This window comes from Synechococcus sp. MU1642 (assembly GCF_020514115.1).
GTDB lineage: Bacteria > Cyanobacteriota > Cyanobacteriia > PCC-6307 > Cyanobiaceae > Parasynechococcus.
Genome location: NZ_VTKZ01000001.1, coordinates 33,150 through 49,850, shown reverse-complemented (window position 1 = coordinate 49,850; position 16,701 = coordinate 33,150). Strand labels below are relative to the sequence as shown.

Annotated in this window: 18 protein-coding genes; 15 read left to right on the top strand and 3 right to left on the bottom strand. The window is 62.6% G+C overall.

The window, feature by feature from the left end; translation table 11 throughout:
- Positions 1-3 precede the first annotated feature (3 nt).
- On the bottom strand, positions 4-120 hold the full coding sequence (gene petG / locus FZZ85_RS00260) for a cytochrome b6-f complex subunit V (protein WP_071823076.1): 117 nt from the start codon (positions 118-120) through the stop codon (positions 4-6).
- 56 nt (positions 121-176) lie between these two features.
- On the opposite strand from petG, the gene FZZ85_RS00255 reads away from it, so the two are divergent.
- The 13 genes from FZZ85_RS00255 (at position 177) to FZZ85_RS00195 (ending at position 11,286) form a co-directional block, all read left to right on the top strand.
- Entirely contained in the window at positions 177-590 is a 414-nt protein-coding gene (locus FZZ85_RS00255) for a c-type cytochrome (RefSeq protein ID WP_226411072.1), read from the top strand.
- 9 nt (positions 591-599) lie between these two features.
- Positions 600-1,346: an RNA methyltransferase gene (locus FZZ85_RS00250; RefSeq protein WP_226411070.1), complete on the top strand. Its 747-nt coding sequence runs from the start codon at positions 600-602 to the stop codon at positions 1,344-1,346.
- Between the two features lie 28 nt (positions 1,347-1,374).
- Entirely contained in the window at positions 1,375-2,517 is a 1,143-nt protein-coding gene (locus FZZ85_RS00245) for a serine hydrolase (RefSeq protein WP_226411068.1), read from the top strand.
- A gap of 2 nt (positions 2,518-2,519) precedes the next feature.
- Complete coding sequence (locus tag FZZ85_RS00240) at positions 2,520-3,875, top strand: DUF3370 domain-containing protein (RefSeq protein ID WP_226411066.1); 1,356 nt, start codon at positions 2,520-2,522, stop codon at positions 3,873-3,875.
- Positions 3,876-3,895: 20 nt separating this feature from the next.
- On the top strand, positions 3,896-4,984 hold the full coding sequence (gene bchI / locus FZZ85_RS00235) for a magnesium chelatase ATPase subunit I (RefSeq protein ID WP_226411064.1): 1,089 nt from the start codon (positions 3,896-3,898) through the stop codon (positions 4,982-4,984).
- 18 nt (positions 4,985-5,002) lie between these two features.
- Entirely contained in the window at positions 5,003-5,467 is a 465-nt protein-coding gene (gene ruvC / locus FZZ85_RS00230; protein WP_226411062.1) for a crossover junction endodeoxyribonuclease RuvC, read from the top strand.
- Positions 5,464-6,012: a 5-formyltetrahydrofolate cyclo-ligase gene (locus tag FZZ85_RS00225; protein ID WP_226411060.1), complete on the top strand. Its 549-nt coding sequence runs from the start codon at positions 5,464-5,466 to the stop codon at positions 6,010-6,012. Before ruvC ends, FZZ85_RS00225 begins: the two co-directional genes overlap by 4 nt.
- 11 nt (positions 6,013-6,023) lie before the next feature.
- Entirely contained in the window at positions 6,024-6,467 is a 444-nt protein-coding gene (locus FZZ85_RS00220; protein ID WP_226411917.1) for a hypothetical protein, read from the top strand.
- 7 nt (positions 6,468-6,474) lie between these two features.
- Positions 6,475-6,897 (top strand): SufE family protein, encoded by a 423-nt coding sequence (locus tag FZZ85_RS00215; RefSeq protein ID WP_226411058.1) that lies wholly within the window; start codon positions 6,475-6,477, stop codon positions 6,895-6,897.
- 75 nt (positions 6,898-6,972) lie between these two features.
- On the top strand, positions 6,973-8,280 hold the full coding sequence (locus FZZ85_RS00210) for a homoserine dehydrogenase (protein ID WP_226411056.1): 1,308 nt from the start codon (positions 6,973-6,975) through the stop codon (positions 8,278-8,280).
- A 164-nt stretch (positions 8,281-8,444) separates the two neighbouring features.
- A complete protein-coding gene (locus FZZ85_RS00205) occupies positions 8,445-8,618 on the top strand; it encodes a hypothetical protein (RefSeq protein WP_370631085.1) in 174 nt (57 codons plus the stop codon).
- Positions 8,619-8,707: 89 nt separating this feature from the next.
- Positions 8,708-10,267 (top strand): ABC transporter substrate-binding protein, encoded by a 1,560-nt coding sequence (locus FZZ85_RS00200; RefSeq protein WP_226411915.1) that lies wholly within the window; start codon positions 8,708-8,710, stop codon positions 10,265-10,267.
- Entirely contained in the window at positions 10,267-11,286 is a 1,020-nt protein-coding gene (locus FZZ85_RS00195; RefSeq protein ID WP_226411052.1) for an ABC transporter permease, read from the top strand. The genes FZZ85_RS00200 and FZZ85_RS00195 overlap by 1 nt, the downstream gene beginning before the upstream one ends.
- Here FZZ85_RS00195 and FZZ85_RS00190 read toward each other — a convergent pair.
- Positions 11,280-12,926, bottom strand: a complete 1,647-nt coding sequence (locus FZZ85_RS00190) for an alpha/beta hydrolase (RefSeq protein ID WP_226411050.1) — start codon at positions 12,924-12,926, stop codon at positions 11,280-11,282. The two genes, FZZ85_RS00195 and FZZ85_RS00190, sit on opposite strands and share 7 nt — an antisense overlap.
- 5 nt (positions 12,927-12,931) lie before the next feature.
- Between FZZ85_RS00190 and FZZ85_RS00185 the strand changes: the two genes are divergently transcribed.
- Positions 12,932-14,221 (top strand): MFS transporter, encoded by a 1,290-nt coding sequence (locus FZZ85_RS00185; RefSeq protein WP_255615912.1) that lies wholly within the window; start codon positions 12,932-12,934, stop codon positions 14,219-14,221.
- Positions 14,222-14,390: 169 nt separating this feature from the next.
- Here the strand turns inward: FZZ85_RS00185 and ychF are convergent, their stop codons facing one another.
- On the bottom strand, positions 14,391-15,482 hold the full coding sequence (gene ychF, locus FZZ85_RS00180; RefSeq protein ID WP_226411048.1) for a redox-regulated ATPase YchF: 1,092 nt from the start codon (positions 15,480-15,482) through the stop codon (positions 14,391-14,393).
- A 51-nt stretch (positions 15,483-15,533) separates the two neighbouring features.
- Here ychF and FZZ85_RS00175 point away from each other — a divergent pair, with 51 nt between their 5' ends.
- A complete protein-coding gene (locus FZZ85_RS00175; RefSeq protein ID WP_226411046.1) occupies positions 15,534-16,700 on the top strand; it encodes an efflux RND transporter periplasmic adaptor subunit in 1,167 nt (388 codons plus the stop codon).
- Position 16,701 lies beyond the last annotated feature (1 nt).

The window sequence follows — 16,701 nt, the reverse complement described above, 5'->3', positions numbered from 1 at the left end:
TGCTCAGCCCCCCAGAGCGCTGCCACCACGGCGGTACTGGTTCCATGCCGCAACAAAAAGACCCATCAGCGTGACGGGGATCAGACCCAGAACGATGCCGCAGAGCAGAGGTTCGATCATTGCGTCGCGTCAGCAATCAGAATTGAGCAGAATTCTCTCATTGGAACTCGAGGTCTGTGGTCCAGCCGTCACGAATTGCGGCCGAATCGGCATCAGCTGATGAAAATGATTCGAGCGATCGGGGTCGCGGCCTGATCGCAGCCCTTGTGGTGTCGGCTGCCACAGCCTGCATGGTGCTGGTGCTCTGGGTTCTGGGGAACGCCCAGCAGGACCCCTACATCAAGGCCAGCCTTGAATTACAAGGGGCCGTTGACCACGGCGGCCAGCTGTTCCGGATCAATTGCGCTGGTTGTCATGGTCTTGCCGGCCAGGGGTTGGTTGGCCCGCAACTTCAGGGCGTCAGCAACCAGCTCAAAGACCCTGTTCTGGTGCACCAAATCATCAGCGGCGAGACTCCACCCATGCCGAGCTTTGAGATGGAACCTCAATCGATGGCCGACCTGCTTGCCTACCTGCACACCCTCAGCTGAGCCGCTGCTTTGAATGCCATCGTCGTGCTGGTCGAGCCGGCCGGCCCACTCAACATCGGAAGCGTGGCCAGGCTCTGCGCCAATTTCGGGGTGAGCGAACTGCGGCTGGTGGCTCCGCGATGTGACCATCTCAGCGAACAGGCACATAAGATGGCCGTGCACGGGCAGGCACTGCTTCAGTCCGCCGTGGTGGTGCCCGACCTACTGACGGCCATCAACGATTGCCGCCGCACCGTGGGCAGTTGCGGACGCCTCGACCATGGTGAGATTCCACTGCAAACACCGGAGCAGGCCCTGGGTTGGTTGCTGGCCAGCGATGGCAGCGACTCCAGCGCTGACGCCCCCGTGGCCCTGGTCTTCGGACGAGAAGACCGCGGGCTCAGCAACAGTGAGCTACGGCTCTGCCAACGGGTTCTCTGCCTGCAAAGCGGTGAGGCCTATCCCTCGCTGAATCTGTCCCACGCCGTAGCTGTGGTGCTGCATGAGTTAGCCCGACTCAACAGCGGCACAACCGAAAGCCGCAGCATCGAGCCCCCATCGCCGGACCCGGCAGCGGCCAAAGCACTGTCAGCCTTACTGGACGACGCAACCGACCTGCTGCTGGAAGCCGGTTTCCTGCTGGAGCACACCGCCGCCGCACGTATGGCCAAGGTGCGGGATCTGCTGCAACGCGCCACCGTGCACGCCGAAGAAGTCGCTCTGCTGCGGGGGATGGTGCGCCAACTGCGCTGGGCCATCCGAGCCAACCGCCCCTAATCTCTGCCGAACATTCACGGCTGAAAGGTTGAGCAGCAGTCGTTCGTCACGTCGCTCCGCCGGTTGGAGAGGCCCGGCCCAACTCATCCTGCGGCTGGTCTTGATGGGGGTGGGCCTGGGACTGCTCACCGGCACAGGCCTGCGGCTGCTGGCCCCGCGCGTTCAACAGCAGAAGATCTCACTGCCCAGCTGGCTGGCCGATCAAGCCTTGATCACCACGCTGCTAGGCGAGGCCGTGGAGCCGCCCGGAGCTGAAGACACCGCAAAACATAAGAAGAATGCACCTGCCGTGGCGAAGGGCCTCAAGCAGGCACGCTTTGCCCCCAGACAGGAAATCAAGGCGCTGTCGCAGAGATGGGTGGAGCTGGCCGCGCAACAAACCGATCTGGAGGCCAGCGCCTACATGTTGATCCTTGACGACGGACGCTTTGCGGCCATGCAGGCCGAGCGCCCGATGGCCGCTGCCAGCTCGATCAAGACGCCGATCCTGCTCGCGGTGCTGGAGCTACTGGATCAGGGAACGCTTCAGTGGAACGAACCGCTCACTCTCACCGAAGAGCTGGTGGGGGGAGGGGCCGGTTGGATGGCCTCCCGGCCCCTGGGCAGCCGCTTCCCAACCTATGAGGTAGCGACGGAAATGATCCGGGTTAGCGACAACTCCGCCACCAACTTGATGATTGCTCGGGCGGGGGGAATGGACAGGGTCAATTCCCGCTTTCAGGAGCTCGACCTCCCCTCCACCGTGGTGAACAACTGGCTACCAGATCTCGACGGCACCAACACCACCAGTGCCCGGGATCTCAGCCGGGCCATTGCCCTGGTTGATAGCGGTGAGCTGCTGGCCCCCCGTAGCCGGGATCTGTTTCGCGAGGTGATGGGGACGTCGATCACCAACACGCTGCTCCCCACAGGCCTGATGCGCGGCCTCGGTGGAGCGCAGGGGGCAACTGACGCGAGCCTGGCCCGCAAGGGATACCGCGTGTACAACAAAACCGGTGACATCGGCATCGCTTATGCCGATGCCGGGCTGATCGAACTCCCCGACGGCAGACGTGCTGTGGCGGGATTTCTGGTGGAAGGCCCCTTCAACGACCCCCGATCCACCGAACTAATCCGTCAGCTCGCCGCCGCCATGGCACCGCACCTCAAATCCACCCCTGTCCCGCCTTAACCATGAAGCTCGCCCCGCTGTTGTCTGCTGCCTGGCTGACCGTGATGGGAATTCCCGGCGCTGCGGAGGTGATTGAGCGACAGCAGAGCGTTCGCCCCTTACCGGGAGCCCTCGACAGCGTATTGATGGTGAACGACAACAACCCCGAACTGATCGAGGACGACGGCATCTTGATCTCGACCTTCCCCGATGGGGAGGCGGCGTCGGTTCCGGTGGTGCTGAACGGTCGCTTTGACTTGTTCAGCCACCACGTGTACGCAGGTGATGCGGAGGGCAGCCCCAGCTCAACACTGTGGCTGGCGGTGCTCGCGGCTCCGCTGGGGAACGACGCTCCTGTAACCCTGCAGCTGCTCTCGGGCAGCACCTCTCTCTCTCAGGCCACAACACCCGGCCAGACCCAGGCCCCCTTCTTGCCTTTGCCGAGCCTGATGCCAGAGACCACCGACGTGGTGGCGGCAGGACCCGGCAGCCGCGTTGCCGGAGATCTGTTGGCCGGTCGCAGCGCAGCGGAACTCGCCAAGCGCCGCTGGACCCTGGCTCCAGGCTCACCCACACAGCTGCTGCTGTTGCCCATACCCGTGGCCGGTCTCGACCCCCTGCTCAACGGCCGCAACCTGCAACTGCGCTTCAACAGCTCCGGGCCGGTGGCGATGGCCATCCTGGCCGCCCATGGCAACGACGGTAATCCTCCAAGCGAGCAGCACTGGCTGCAGCTGCTGAAGGACCAGCACATGAGCAGTAAGGAGCATCAACCCACCCCACGGGGCAGCAAGGGGAAGATCATTTATTCCCGGGTGAGCGGTGTTCAGGTCGGCAGCAGCTGGCGGGCGCGCATCACCGACCCGGGCAGCTCGGTGCTGGCCGCACCCAAGACCCCCATCTCCTGGCCGATCAGCAGCCTGGAGCGCGGCACCCTCGCCACCAACCAGGTGCAAACGGCGGAGCTCAAAAGCTTTTATCCCGGCACCGCCTGGGCTGCCCATGGCAACTACGGGGTGGAATACGACCTCACCCTGCCGCTGGAAAACAACGGCCCAGCCGCAGTGACACTGCAGTTGTCGCTGGATTCGCCCCTAAAAGGCAACGGCCAAGCCTCTTTCCTGCGCTTCCGCGATGACCTCAATGGCCCGGTGATGTTCCGCGGACCTGTGCAGACAACGGGCCTGGAAGATCCAGAGGGTGTTCCCAAGGGACGCCAGACCCAGCACCTGGTGCTGCGCCAGGGGCAGAAGGGGCCGTCCTTGGGACAGCTGATGCTCAAACCAGGGGAAGCCAAGCAGGTGCGCGTTCGGCTGGTCTATCCGGCTGATGCCACACCACCCCAGGTCATCACCGTGCAGCCTGTGAAACAATCCTGAGCACGCCTAGAGAATTGCTCGTGACTGCACCCCGGAAGCGCAGGGTCTTCCCCTTCACTGCGGTAATCGGTCAAGAAGAGATGAAGCTGGCACTGCTTCTCAACGTGATCGATCCGCGCATCGGCGGCGTGATGATCATGGGGGACCGCGGCACCGGTAAATCCACCACGATCCGTGCCCTGGCCGATCTTCTGCCGGACATCGACGTTGTGGCCGGCGATCCCTACAACAGCTCTGCCAGCGATCCCGACCTGCAGAGCAGTGAGGTGCGCGAGCGGATGCAACAGGGGGAAAGCCTGAGCACCGAACCGCGGCAGGTGCCGATGGTGGACCTGCCCCTCGGTGCGACGGAAGACCGCCTATGCGGCACCATCGACATCGAGAAAGCCTTGAGCGAAGGCGTGCGCGCCTTTGAGCCCGGTCTGCTGGCCAAGGCCAACCGTGGCCTGCTCTATGTGGATGAGGTGAACCTGCTCGACGACCACCTCGTCGACGTCCTCCTTGATTCAGCAGCCTCCGGCTGGAACACGGTGGAGCGGGAAGGCATCTCCGTGCGCCACCCCGCTCGTTTCGTCTTGATCGGCTCAGGCAACCCCGAGGAAGGGGAACTCCGCCCCCAGCTGCTCGACCGTTTCGGCATGAGCGTGGAAGTGCGCACCGTGCGGAATCCAGAGCTGCGGGTGCAAGTGGTGGACCAGCGCACCGCCTTCGACAGCGATCCCGATGGCTTCAGCACCGCCGTGGAGGGAAATCAAAACGCCCTGCAACAACGGGTGGTGGAGGCCCAGCAACGCCTCGATCAGGTGACCATTGATGAGGATCTGCGCCTGCGCATCTCCGCCGTCTGCGGCGAGCTCGATGTGGATGGTCTGCGGGGTGACATCGTCACCAACCGTGCCGCCCGAGCCCTGGCCGCCTTCGAAGGGCGCACGGAAGTGACCGAAGATGATGTGGCCCGCGTGGCCTCCTGCTGCTTACGCCACCGGCTGCGCAAGGACCCACTGGAACAGGTGGATTCCGGAGACCGGGTGGTGAAGGTCTTCTGCAAGGTGTTTGAGCGCAGCGAGAGCAGCGACCGCGCTGATTTCGAACTGGCCCTCGCCGCCTGATCCCCCCACAATCAGTCCATGCGGATCCTCGGCATCGACCCGGGCCTCGCCCGGGTGGGCTACGGGGTGATAGACATCAATGACGGATGCCAGCGCATGCTCGATTGCGGCATCATCCAGACCGATTCCGGTCGCTCCGATGGGGATCGCATGGTGGAGATCGCTGGCGACCTACGCCAGCTGATTCGGGTCTGGCGCCCGGAACTGGCGGCCGTGGAGAAGTTTTTCTTCTACCGATCCAGCAACACCATCAACGTGGTACAAGCGCGCGGCGTGGTGGTGATGACCCTGGCCCGCTTCAAGATCCCAATGGTGGAGTTCCCTCCCATGCAGATCAAACTCGCCGTGGCGGGGTTCGGCCATGCCGAGAAGGATGAAGTGCTGGAGGCGGTGATGCGCGAGTTGAATCTGGATGAACCACCCCGACCGGATGATGCGGCCGATGCCCTGGCGGTAGCGCTGACGGCCTGGTTGCAGCGATGAGCAGCAAGCCAACCCTGCGCCGTCACTTCAAAGCCCAGCGTCATCTGGGAGAGGCGGCCACGCGATCCATCCAAGACGCCGTGGCGGCCCTGATCGGCCAGTCCCACCTCAGCAACCGCCATGTGGGGATCTACTGGCCCCTGCCGGGGGAGGCGGATTTACGGCCGCTGCGGGATGGCCCCCATCCACCCTTCGCCTTGCCGGTGGCCGATGGCTGCGGCCGACTCATCTACCGGAGCTGGGGTGAGGACCCGCTTCACCCCGATGGCTGCGGCATTCCTGCTCCTGCCGCGGGAGATGCCCTTGGGCCGGATCAGCTGGCGCTGCTGCTGGTGCCGGCGCTGGCGGTCGATGGCGCTGGAATCCGCCTGGGCTACGGCGGTGGGTATTACGACCGGCTCAGGACTGATCCCGCTTGGGCAGCCGTGCCGGCCTGGGTGGTGCTGCCCTCAACATGCATTGCGGCCGAACCGTTGCCCCGAGAGTCCTGGGATGTTCCATTTACCGGCTGGATCACGGAGCAGGGTGCTGGTCGGCCCGCTTGAGGGGCCGCATCATGGGCACCATTGATCGCCCTTCCATGCTGCGTCTGCTGGCTCCACTGGTTCTGCTGAGCTCGGTGCTGCACGGCGCATTGCTAGCTCCCGCCAAGTCCCATCAGATCGAAAGCGCTCTGCACTATCTCGATGGAGATCTGCAACTGAGCAGCAACTTTTCCAACGGTGAACCCACCCAAGGGGCCGTTGTTCGCCTGCTCAATGCCGATGGCACTCCAGGGCAGGAACTGGGCCGAACCAATACCGAGGGACGCCTGAGCATCGATCTCAGTAGCGTGAGCAACGGCACCGTTGACCTCCAGGTGGACGGTGGCCCAGGCCACCGCGACTACCTCGAACTCCCTGTTCAAGACGGCGAAGTTGATCTTAACAAGGTGGTCGTGTTCCCCTTCAGCCTGGTGATGGTGGGGCTGCTGGTTAGCGTGCGACGTCGAAACGACTGAGCCCCGCATGGCCACCAGCACCGGCAGTGATGCCCTCGACCGGATGGTGGAGCGCTTGGGCGGCACCGCCGATTCAAAACGCCGCTACGAGTACGTGCTCTGGTTGGCCAAGAAGCTCGCTCCCATGCCGGTCGAGGAGCAGACCGACGACATCAAGGTGAAGGGATGTGTGTCGCAGGTGTTTGTGCGGGGTGCCCTCGATGAGGGGGTGATGCGCTGGCAGGGCGACTCCGATGCGCTGATCACCAAGGGACTGCTGGCGTTGTTGATCCAAGGACTGGATGGATTGACGCCTGCCCAGGTGCAGGCGGTGGACCCGGCCTTCATTGCGGCAACAGGCCTACAGGCCAGCCTGACGCCCTCCCGCGCCAATGGCTTCCTCAACATCCTTCTGGCCATGCAGGAGCAGGCACGTCAGTTGGGGAACTGATCGGGAAGAGAACAGAAGCAAAGTCACGTCAATACATAGAGTCGCTCGCAAACGTTCCAACACGGATCACAGGGGATGGCAGGAAAGGTCGGAGTGGGTCTGCTTGGGCTGGGCACGGTTGGCGGTGGGGTGGCCTCGATTCTCCAGACCCCCAGCGAACGCCACCCGCTGGTCGGTGAGCTTGAGCTGATCCGTGTTGCCGTCCGCGATCTGAATCGTCCCCGGCCCGCGGCCTTGGACGAAAGCCTGCTGACCACCGATCCATCGGCGGTAATCCAGGACCCGGCGGTGGACGTGGTGGTGGAAGTTATCGGTGGTCTGGAGCCGGCCCGTAGCCTGATTCTCCAAGCGATTGCAGCCGGCAAATCCGTGGTGACCGCCAACAAGGCCGTGATCGCGCGCCACGGTCAGGAGATTGCTGAAGCCGCGGCCGCCGCCGGGGTGTACGTGCTAATCGAAGCTGCCGTTGGTGGCGGCATTCCCATCATTGAACCGTTGAAGCAGTCTCTGGGCGGCAACCGCATCAACCGCGTCAGCGGCATCATCAACGGCACCACCAACTACATCCTCACCCGAATGGCAGAGGAGGGGGCCGCCTATGACGCGGTCCTTAAGGATGCCCAGGAGCTGGGCTATGCCGAAGCCGATCCAGCAGCGGATGTGGATGGTCTTGATGCAGCCGACAAAATCGCGATCCTGGCCACCCTTGCCTTCGGCGGCAGCGTGGATCGCGCCGCGGTTCCCACCGACGGCATCAGCGGCCTGCAGGGTGTGGATGTGGAGTACGCCAACCAACTGGGCTACGGCGTGAAGCTGCTGGCTGTGGCCGAGCGAATGGCCGACAGTGGCGATCCCCTGCCGCTCTCCCTGCGCGTGCAGCCCACCCTGGTTCCCAAGGACCACCCCCTGGCCGGAGTGAACGGAGTCAACAACGCCATCCTTGTGGAAGGAGACCCAATCGGCCGGGTGATGTTTTACGGCCCCGGCGCTGGTGCTGGACCAACGGCTTCTGCGGTGGTGGCCGACATCCTCAACATCGCCGGCATCCGCAAGGCCAGTGACGGGTCTGGGAAAGTGGACCCCCTCCTAGCAGCAAGCAGCTGGCGACCTTGCTCCCTCGTCGATTCAGGCGACATTCGCCAACGCCACTATGTGCGTTTCAAGACAAAAGACGCGCCTGGCGTCATTGGCAATGTAGGCGGCTGCTTCGGCCAACGCAATGTCTCCATCCAGTCGATTGTGCAATTCAACGCCAGCGACGCCGGAGCCGAGATCGTTGTGATCACCCATGAAGTGAGCCAAGGCCAGATGAATGAAGCCCTCGAAGCGATCCAGGCCCTGCCGGAAGTTTCGGGCCTTGCCGCTCACCTCGGCTGCCTCTAAGGAGTCCTCCAGCCCTAGCAGCCGCACCCGAGCATGCGTCAGAGTGTCAAGATCTTCCACTGCACAGGTCTGAATTCTCAGATGTGTGCTCAAAACGGTTCATGCAGAACCTCACTCGATCGAAACCGGGTCAAGGTTGTTCCATAGAAGAGGGGTTCAGTCCGATGTCTGTTCACCAGGGAGACTGCGTCAACCTTGACAGTGACGACGACACCTATCAGGTGATCGGTGTGGATGGCGACCACGACCGGTGCTGGGTGCGCCGCTGGCCTCTTCAGAGCAACGCGGGCTCACCAGTGTTCGAAATCTCTCTAGAGAGGATTCGCCAGGTCGGTTAACTCCCTGTTGAATAGGCCGATCTGTTGATGGTTGAGGCCCGTTGAAGCGCATCGATCGCCCCACGAGATGGACGTTCGGTGGCGCACTGATGGCCCTCGCCCTAGCCCTCGCCCAGGTGGGGTGTCAGGCACCGCCCCCCACCAGCCGCATCACAGTGGCCTCAGCGGGGCGGATCAGCTCCCTGGATCCAGCCCAGGCCAGCACACTCAGCGCCATACAGCTGATCAGTGCCTTGGGGGATCCGCTGTATCGCCTGAAGCGGGATGGCTCGCTGGAACCCAGGTTGGCGGCATCGGCTCCCGTTCTGAGTGATGCCGGTCGCACCGTCACGATTCACCTGCGCACCGATGTGCGTTTCCACGACGGAACGCCGTTTAATGCGGCAGCCATGGCCTTCAGCCTGCGGCGCTTCCTCAGCATCGGGACCCTCAGCTATGTGGTGGGTGATCGCATCGCTTCGGTGGAGGAAGCCAACAGCCACACCCTGCGGCTGCGCCTCAGTCGCCCCTCCACATCACTGCAGGGCCTGCTGACGTCGATCAACCTCACCCCCATTTCACCGACGGCTTACAGCAACCACCAGGACCGCTTTCTGCACGAACGCTTTGTTGGAACAGGCCCCTACAAGCTGAGCCGCTTCAGCGAACATCAGCAACGCTTGGAGCCCTTTGCCCAGTACTGGGGTGAAGCACCGCGCAACGACGGCCTCGATCTGATCACGCTGAGCAACTCCACGGCGCTGTACGGGGCGTTGCTCAGTGGCGAGGTGGATCTGCTGCTCTCCGCCTCGATCGACGAAGACCAGCGCCACACCCTGCATAAACGGGCGATCGCGGGGGATCTGCACGAGTCAGTGGGTCCTGCGATGGAGATCGGCTACATCACCCTGCTGAGCAACCAGGAGCCGTTCCAGGACCCCAACCTCCGGCGGGCCCTGGCCGTCAGTCTCAATCGAAAGGAGATCAGTGAACGGGTGAGCTACGGGCTGCGCCATCCGCTGCGGGCGCTGGTGCCTCCCAGCCTTGCCGGCGGCGCGATGGCCCCATGGCCCGAACACAACCCCGAGCAGGCCCGCGAGCTGCTCCAAGGAGCGGGCTACTGCAACGGCAGCCCGTTGCGCTTTCCGCTCACCTTCCGCTCCAACGTTCCCGCCGACAAACTGCTGGCCCTCACCTGGCAGGCCCAGGTCCAACGGGACCTCTCCGACTGCCTGGTGGTGGATCTGGATGGCGTCGAGTCCACAACCATCTACCGCCAGCTGGGGGAGGGTACCTTCAAAGCCGTGATGCTGGATTGGAGAGGCAGCTACCCCGATCCGGAGGCATATCTGACGCCGCTATTGAGCTGCACCTCAGTGGAGGGCGAGACCTGCATTGATGGAGAAGCAGCGATCAGCGGCAGCTTCTGGAGTGCCCCCGGATTGCAGACCGCCCTGCTGAAATCCGACACGCTGACGGGCGATGCTCGCCGCACCGCCCTGGAACGTGTGGACCATCTCTCTGCCAACGCTGCCGCCTACATCCCCGTCTGGCTGGATTCACCTCGGGCCTGGGCCCAGCTGAACCTCAACCCTCCACAATTTGATGGCAGTGGTCAGTTGATGCTCTCTGAACTGGAGCGTGGGCACGAAGGAGCGACGAACAACTGATGGGACGCGCCCGAGACCTCGCGCGCTATAGCGCCACCCGCCTCGGCCTGGCACCGTTGATGTTGTGGCTGATTGCCAGCCTGGTATTCCTGTTGCTGCGCGTTGCCCCAGGGGATCCCGTGGATGCAGTGCTTGGCAGCCGGGCTCCCGCTGCCGCCAAAGCCGCCATGCGCGCTCGGCTAGGCCTAGATCAGTCGTTGCTCGATCAGTACCTAGGATTTCTAAAGGACTTGATCCACGGCGATCTGGGGCAAGCTCTGATCAACCAGGAGCCGGTTCGAACCATCATCGGCAAAACCCTGCCTGCCAGCCTGGAGCTGAGCGTCATCGCCCTAGTTATCGCCGCTGTGGTGGGACTGAGCATTGGCTTCAGCGGCATCGCACGGCCCGAGGGAAAGATTGATCTCGGAGGTCGCCTCTACGGATTGGGCACCTATGCCCTGCCGCCGTTCTGGGTGGCCATGCTGGTTCAGCTGGTGTTCGCCGTCAGCCTGGGCTGGTTGCCTGTGGGCGGGCGATTCCCGCCCAGCCTTCTCCCCCCCGAGGGCAGCGGATTTTTCCTTCTCGACAGCGCTCTTCAGAACAACTGGGCCGCCTTCCGAGGCACCGTGCGTCACCTGATCCTGCCCGCAGGAACACTGGCCCTGCTGCTGAGTGGCACCTTCACGACAGCTCTGCGACTGAACCTGCGACGCACCTTGCGCGGCGACTACGTGGAAGCGGCACGCAGCCGCGGCCTGAGTGAGCGCCAGGTGATCCTTCGCCACGGACTACCCAATGCCTTGCTGCCTGTGCTCACCATCGCTGGCATCACCGTGGCCTCCTTGATCGGTGGGGCCCTGCTAATCGAGGTCACCTTTTCCTGGCCAGGCATCGCCCTGCGGCTACAGGAAGCCATCAACCAAAGGGACTACCCCGTCGTTCAGGGCATCGTGGTGGTGATCGCCGCCTTGGTGGTGCTGGTGAGTGTTGCCGTTGACTTGCTGGTGGCCGCCCTCGATCCGCGGGTGCGCTACTGATCCAGCAGTTGCAAGGCCGGGCGACGGCCCAAGCGATGCCAGCGCGTCTTGGAACTGGCTTCCATGAGGTGAACAGCATCGTTGCGGGGTGACTCGGAGCTCAGGGCATCGAGGAAACGGATGACTTCATGGGCAATCACCCGTTGAACGCTGAGAGGATTGACCCCCACCAACTCTTCGCTGAGCTGGAAGAGGTCGTCCCCCTCTGACGCCTTGCCTTGGCCATCCACACGAATCGGCGAGAAATGACTGGCCCCCTCAACCACCACCACCCGGCTGGAGGGATGCTTCGACAATCCAGCCAAAAGAGGCAGCTGCTCGTCCAAAGGAGGGGTGATCAGATCGAGCGTCCCACCCACCATCAGCATGGGAATCGGCAACGCCTTGTTGGAGGGGTGCGGCCAGATCAAACCGCCAAAGCTGTTGAGACCCACCACCGCCCGGGGCTGCGATGCCATCGCGTTGACCTCCAGCGCGCGGCCTGCCGCCAGTTCGCACTGGAGTAATTCCGAGAGGTTGGTGAGGGGCAAGCCCACCAAGGCACCTTCACAGCGCTTCCCCATCCCGGGCACCAGCACCGCGCCACCGGCCAAGAGACCCGTCAAGGCACCCAGGGAATGCCCCATCAGCACCACCTCGGTCCCAGGGATGTTCAATTCGCCCCGTCGTTGCGCGTCCAGCACCGCCGCAAGATCAGCCAACCGCTCACGGAGTGCTGCGGCGCCGTCAAACGACTGACGCCCATCAAGCAACGCCTGGACGGCGGCGGCGTCACTGCCGGGATGCTCAAGCAACGCCACAGGCCAGCCCGCCTGCATTAGCGAACGCGCCAGCCAATGGAAGTGGTTGGGGTCCCCGCCCAACCCCGGCATCATCAAGATCCAGATTCGATCCTCGCGGGGTGACTGGGGGATCCAACGTTCCACCAGCAATGGACCTGGACGATGGTCCACCGCAAGCGTTGACTGACGGGGCGATTCTGCCGAGATAAAACTCTCTGTCCCATTGAGGGACTGCAGGCCGGCCTCTTTTTGAGCCAAAGCCCGCATCAAGGTCTGGTGTCGCTGCAGATCCAGCCGCCAGCGGGTAGCGGCAGCCACCAGCGCATCCAAATCAAGACGCAGCTGCTGGGTGGGCAAAGCTTCCAACACATCCAGCGTCGAAACGATTTCCTGCCGTTCGAGCAGCTCCTCCAGAGTTGAGAGCACTAGCGAACGATCGATGCGCTGTCCGTCCTCCACTCGAATTAATTCCCCCAGCGCGTCCAGAAGCGGACCAGCCCCCCAGCTGCTCAGCAGCTGACTCCCGAAGCTGCGCCGGGAGAGAATCGGTGCCTTGAGCAGACGAATCAGCCCCTGCCGACTCTCTGGCGCGAGAAGACCCATCCAGGTGGACAGCTCCGATCGCGATAGCTGCACTGGATCAGCCGTCGGCGAGCGCACAAAGGCACCGAGCTCTTCTACCGAAACCGGAAGAACCACGCCGTCGATCTTGACCTCCACACGTTCTGTGGAGCCAACAGGCCACGGTGTAGACGTGCTGAGCAGCAGACTGCCCAAGAAGCCCATCGCGATGGATCGTCCTGTTAAGCGTCCGCGCAGCAACGCCTGACCCTCTGCGGTGGTGGAACCAGTTTCCATCACCGCTGAAAAACGTCACCCGACTGAGGTTTCTGGCATCTATCGGTGCCGGCGGGGTGATGTTCATGACGCCGCTGATCTTTCATGCGATCGACTTCTCAGCGCGTGAAGTGGGTAGCGGCCTGGCGGTCTCGGCGCTGATTGGCACGGTGGTGCGTCTGCTGAGCGGTGCACTGCTCGATCGCGGCATCCCCTGCTCCTGGCCAGTCAGGGGAACAACCCTTTTGGCCATTGGGGCCGATCTGATCCTGCTGCAGGCCGACAACTACAACAGCTACCTACTGGGACAACTGCTGCTGGGCTGTGCAGCGGGTTTGTACTGGCCTGCCATCGAATTGGCCGTTCCCTTGAGTTGCGGCAACCTGCCTTCCGGACGGGGCTACGCCCTCGTGCGCAGTGCCGATGCTCTCGGCATTGGCATTGGCACTCTGATCGGAACCGCTGCCGCCACTCTGGGAATGCTGCGGACGGTGTACAGCGTTGAAGCGTTGTGCATGGGCGCTGTGTTGGTGCTGATCAGCCTTGTTCCCCTCCAGGACAGTCCGCCCTTCCGCAACCTCAGCGGCAATAGCCCAGAGCCGGATGGTCCACGGCCAACGCCCCGGCTGCCTTGGTTGCTTCCCCTCCTGCCAGTGCTGCTGATCAGTGTGGTGGCCACCGGAATCCTGGCCCTTCAACAGAGTGCACTTCCCCTCGATCTGGTGCGCGGCGGGTTGTTGCGACCGGCTTTGAGCGAAAGCCATAGCAGTGCCCTGATCGCCCTTCAATTGACGTTGCTGGTGAGCCTGCAGTGGCCGGTGGGCCGTTGGCTGTCAGAGCGCAGCGTTGCCTTCGGGCTCGGCTTGAGCCTTGCAGGATTCAGTCTGGGCTGCAGCTTGCTTGCCCTGTCCTCCCTGTTCGAAAACGGAACTGTCTTAGTGCTAACAGCCTTGCTGCCGATGGCCTTCGCCCAGGCCGCTTTCCTACCCACGGCCACAGAAGCCGTCATCGAAGAGACACCACCACAACACCGTGGATTGGCGATGGCACTGTTTTCCCAGTGCTTCGCCATCAGCGCCATCGTGGCTCCCCTGGCTGGAGGAGCCTTGTTGGATCTTCAGAACAATGGCCTTCTGCTCTGGCTGTCGATGGGTGGGGCCTGCCTGGTCGTGCTCCCCACCCTGCGCAGCCTCAAGCCGCGCTACAGGGCAACGGCAACCGCTGACGCTGCACTCAACCAGGAACCGCCAGCAACGGTCGCCAGGACTCATGGCTCTGTTGGATCAGCTGAAACGAGGAGAATGACTCAGCACTGAAGGACCGTGACGCAGGCCAGGCAGACCATCCCCTTCAGAGCCAACGGCTCCAACTAATCGTGCATGCCGGCACGCACAAAACAGCCTTCACCTACATCTAGGAACGGCCACACCGCTGAAACGACTGATCCGGATGACGATCGGCACATAAGACGTGCACCGGTCGTGATCAAACGTTGAAGAGAAACTCCATCACATCGCCTTCATCAACCACATACTCCTTGCCTTCACTGCGTAGCCAACCCTTATTGCGTGCTTCCACCAGTGAGCCTGCTTCCAGCAGCTTCTCCCAACCGATGGTCTGAGCGCGGATGAAGCCTCGTTCGAAATCGGTGTGGATCACACCGGCAGCCTGCGGAGCTGTCATCCCGGCTTTGAAAGTCCAGGCCCTAGTTTCCTTTTCACCGGTGGTGAAGTAGGTGCGCAGCCCCAACAACCGATAAGTGGCCCGAATCAGGCTTTGCAGACCGCCTTCCGTCACCCCGAGACCTTCCAAATAATCAGCGATTTCCTCATCTCCCAGTTCCACCAGCTCTGCTTCAACCTGGGCCGAGATCCGCACCGTTTCGGCCCCTTCCTTGGCGGCCAGTTCAACCACCTCGGTGCAGAAAGCATTGCCCTCAGCCAGGTCGTCCTCACTCACATTGGTGGCGTAGATGATCGGCTTGGCGGTTAACAGCCCCAAGGGCTTGATCATCGCCACTTCTTCATCGCTTAAGTCGACGCTGCGGGCCGCACCACCGTTCTCGAGCACCGCCTGAATCCGCTCAAGAGCAGCGTCTTCCACCTGCGCCTCCTTGCTGGTGCGCATCTGCTTCTTCAGGCGCTCCCGGCGCTTCTCGATCTGGGCCAGGTCAGCCAGACCCAGCTCCAGGTTGATCACCTCCGCATCACGGGACGGGCCCACGGTCCCAGAAACATGGATGACGTCGTCGTCCTCGAAGCAACGAATCACGTGAACGATCGCGTCCACCTCGCGGATGTTGGCCAGAAACTTGTTGCCCAGACCTTCACCCTGGCTGGCACCTTTCACCAGTCCAGCAATGTCCACAAACTCCATCCGGGTTGGAATTGTGTCCTGGCTCTTGCTCAGTTCCGTGAGCCGGTCCAATCGCTCATCAGGCACCGCCACGGTGCCGACGTTTGGCTCGATCGTACAAAACGGGAAATTGGCAGCCTGCGCTTGTGCGTTGGCGACCAAGGCATTGAACAAGGTGGACTTGCCCACATTGGGCAATCCGACAATTCCGGCTTTGAGCATCGGCGGAATCTACCGGCCAACGGCGAGACTGTTGTGAAGTTTTGTGGGTCCATGTTGCAGTCCTTGCGCTCCCCTGCGTCCCCATCGCCTGAAGCAGAACTGGCCTCAGTGGCAAAAGCACGATCCAGACGGCCCAAAGCCGCGATGGTGGGATTGCTCGTGCTGGCCCTTTGCGGGGGTGGGCTGCTGCTGCGCTACGGACCCTGGAGCAACCGTCAACGGGATCTGAAGCCCTTCACCACCACCGCTGAACGCGGCGTGCTTTCTGGGGTGATCACTGCCAATGGCGAACTCCAGGCCCAGCAGAAAGTGAATGTGAGTCCGCGCAAGCAGGGTCTGCTGGCTCAGCTGAAGGTGGATGAAGGAGATGTGGTGGGAAAAGAGCAGGTACTCGCGGTGATGGATCGCGGCGATCTCGATGATCGGCTGCAAGAGATGCAGGCTCTGCTGCGCCAGGCCGAAGCCAATTACCAAAACAAGAAGGAGGACTTCGAGCGTCGCGACCAGCTGTATTCAAGCGGCGCGATCAGCGCTGATGACTTCAGTGATGCGCGCTTCGAATTGCTTGCCCGACAGGCGGGCCTGGTAGCAGCCCGAGAACGGGTGGAGCAACTGGAACAGGAGAGCCGCGAAAAAACGATCCGTGCCCCCTTCTCAGGGACGATCACAGCTCGCTACGCCGAACCGGGGTCGTTTGTGACCCCCACCACCGCCGCCTCGGCCACAGCCGGTGCCACCAGCGCCTCGATCGTTGAGCTTTCGCAAGGTTTGGAGGTGAGGGCCCGCGTTCCGGAAAGCGACATCGGCCGAATCGTGACCGGCCAGAACGCCGAAATCCGGGTGGATGCCTTCCCCGATGAGCGCTTCCAGGGAACGGTGAATGAAATTGCCCCCCGCGCAGCAAAAGAGAACAACGTCACCTCCTTCGAGGTGAGGCTGAACTTCGTCAACCCGCAGAAAGAACTGAAGATCGGCATGACCGCCGACATCAATTTCCAGACCGGGCGCAGTGCACCAAAAATCCTGGTGCCCACGGTGGCGATCGTGATGGAGGACGGCAAACCTGGCGTGTTGTTGGTGGATGACAAGCAAAAACCACGTTTCCAGCCGGTGGAACTAGGCAACAGCAGCGGCGACCAGACTGCGATCCTGAACGGTCTCGAATCAGGCACTCGCGTGTTCATCGATCTGCCCCCCTGGGCTGATCGCCGCGATTGAT